Genomic DNA, 2,616 nt, shown 5'->3' with positions numbered 1-2,616 from the left:
CCCCCGCTGGGGGCGCGGCGCCGGTCGCTTCGGGCATGGCCCGAAGCGAAACCGCTCTGTTGTCTCATGCGTGGGTCAATTTTTCAGCGGGCGCACAGAAAAACACCGCCCGAAACCGAGCGGTGTTTTGGGATCGTTTCGTCCGTGCCCATTGGGCGGGGCAATTTGCCTCCAGGCCTCTGCGGCGGCGCTTGTTGCTGCGGCATCGCGTTGCCCAAAGCCGCCTAGCCCGCAGCGCGATTCTCCGGTTTGAAACCGATCTGCGATGAGACCGAGAAGCGGCCGTTGGAGGCTTTTTTCAGCTTCCCTTCGCGCAATAGCTGACCGAAGGACCGCAGGCTGTCTTCCCGGTTGAAGCTCTCGTGACCTTCCAGCATCCGCACCTTGTTGATCAATTGCGGACGAGAGAAACTCTCACGGCCCTCGACAAAGCTGAGATAAGAGGCCGCCGCTTCGAGCAGTTCCTGCAATTCGACGGCACCGGTCTCTGCCGCATAGGCATCAAACGCGCCGTCCTCGCTGCGGGGCAGACCCGATTCGGTGCTTTCATCCTGCAGCAGCGCGCTTGCGACACGCCGCGGGCGCACGGGGGTGGCAGGCGCGGCGGGTCCGGGGGCGGCCGCGGCCTCCTCTGACCGGATTGAGGCTGCCGAGGCAGGCGCAGGCCGCGCCGATGCGGTTTCGCTGGCCGCTGGCCGCGCATCAATGCGCTGTTCTGCCACAAGCTTCAGCGGCGCAGGGCGCGGCTGTGACGTGGCGGGCGTCGCTGTGTCATCGCTCCCGGCCCCGTCAGCGCGTCGGGGACGCACGACGCTGGCCAGGTCTTCGCGAAAGGCGCGGGTTCGCGCTTCGCGCCGGGCTTCATCATCGCCGCTGTCCGCCTGCGCGGCGGCAACTGCGGCACGCAGCTGATTATAGGTCTCGCGCGACGAGGTGGCATCTTCGTCGCTCAAACGGTCATTTGCCGCCGCCATCAGGCGCGACAGATCGCCATCGGGCGAGGTGTCGGCGCTGACCAGCAGCTCACGCGCGGCGCTTGGCGTTCCGCCGCAGGGCCTTCCTCCCTCCCCAATCCGCAGCACCGCAGCGCACTCGACGCCTGTGATCCGGCTCTTTTGTGATCTCGGCGAGCCCCTCGGTAGAAATACGTGGTCGCTTCCGTATCCGTTGACTCGACATAGCGGCAGAGGCGATTAGCTTGACCCAGAGGAAATGGAAGGGAGAATTCCATGAAAAAAGTATACGGTACAGCTGCGGAGGCCCTCGAAGGAGTGCTGTTCGACGGCATGACCATCGCCGCAGGCGGCTTTGGCCTCTGTGGTATCCCCGAGATCCTGCTGGAGGCGATCAAGCAGGCGGGCACGCAGAACCTGACCTTTGCGTCCAACAACGCCGGCGTCGATGACTTTGGCATCGGCATCCTGCTGCAGACCAAACAGGTCAAGAAAATGATGTCCTCCTACGTGGGCGAGAATGCCGAATTCATGCGCCAGTATCTGTCCGGCGAGTTGGAACTGGAGTTCAATCCCCAAGGCACCCTGGCCGAACGCATGCGCGCCGGCGGGGCGGGCATCCCCGGCTTTTACACCAAGACCGGCGTTGGCACCCAGATCGCCGAGGGCAAAGAACACAAGGATTTCAACGGCGAGACCTATATCCTCGAAGAAGGCATCTTTGCCGACCTCGCGATCGTGAAGGCCTGGAAAGCGGATGAGACCGGCAACCTGGTGTTCCGCAAGACCGCGCGGAATTTCAACGCCCCCGCTGCAACCTGCGGCAAGATCTGCGTTGCCGAGGTCGAAGAAATCGTGCCGGCCGGCAGCCTTGATCCCGATGCCATCCACCTGCCCGGCATCTATGTGCACCGTCTGATCCAGGGTGAACACGAAAAGCGCATCGAACAGCGCACCGTGCGCCAGAAAGAGGAGGCCTGATCCATGGCTTGGGACCGCAATCAGATGGCGGCACGCGCCGCCCAGGAACTGCAAGACGGCTGGTACGTGAACCTCGGCATCGGCATCCCGACGCTGGTGTCGAACTACATCCCCGACGGCATGTCAGTAACGCTGCAATCGGAAAATGGCATGCTGGGCATGGGTCCCTTCCCGATTGACGGCGAGGAAGACCCCGACCTGATCAACGCCGGCAAGCAGACCATCACGGAACTGCCGCATACGGCCTATTTCGACTCGGCCCAAAGCTTTGCGATGATCCGGGGGGGCAAGATCGCCATGGCGATCCTCGGCGCGATGGAGGTTGCCGAAAACGGCGATCTGGCCAACTGGATGATCCCCGGCAAGCTGGTCAAGGGCATGGGCGGTGCCATGGATCTCGTTGCGGGCGTCGGCCGTGTCGTGGTGGTCATGGACCACGCCAACAAACACGGCCAGTCCAAGGTGCTCAAGGCATGCACCCTGCCCCTGACCGGAACCGGTGTCGTGGATCGCATCATTACCAATCTCGGTGTTCTTGATGTTGTCGAGGGCGGCCTGAAGATTGTCGAGACCGCAGAAGGCGTCAGCGAAGACGAGCTTCGCACCGCGACCGAAGCGACCATCGTCAACTGATCCGGCCACCTTGTCCTGATCTGAAGTACAGGCGGGGGCGCTGCGGGCG

General features: G+C 63.2%; 3 protein-coding genes. 2 read left to right on the top strand and 1 reads right to left on the bottom strand.

The features are described from left to right. Nucleotides 1-224: 224 nt before the first annotated feature. On the bottom strand, nt 225-1,082 hold the full coding sequence (locus tag TRIHO_RS20160) for a hypothetical protein (protein WP_068248111.1): 858 nt from the start codon (nt 1,080-1,082) through the stop codon (nt 225-227). Between the two features lie 147 nt (nt 1,083-1,229). On the opposite strand from TRIHO_RS20160, the gene TRIHO_RS20155 reads away from it, so the two are divergent. Next, a complete protein-coding gene (locus tag TRIHO_RS20155; protein ID WP_068248105.1) occupies nt 1,230-1,934 on the top strand; it encodes a CoA transferase subunit A in 705 nt (234 codons plus the stop codon). Between the two features lie 3 nt (nt 1,935-1,937). Then, on the top strand, nt 1,938-2,567 hold the full coding sequence (locus TRIHO_RS20150; RefSeq protein WP_068248103.1) for a 3-oxoacid CoA-transferase subunit B: 630 nt from the start codon (nt 1,938-1,940) through the stop codon (nt 2,565-2,567). Nucleotides 2,568-2,616 lie beyond the last annotated feature (49 nt).

This window comes from Tritonibacter horizontis (genome assembly GCF_001518015.1).
Classification (GTDB): Bacteria; Pseudomonadota; Alphaproteobacteria; order Rhodobacterales; family Rhodobacteraceae; genus Epibacterium; species Epibacterium horizontis.
The sequence above is the reverse complement of the archived record's forward strand: the minus strand, read 5'-3'. Positions and strand labels throughout refer to the sequence as shown.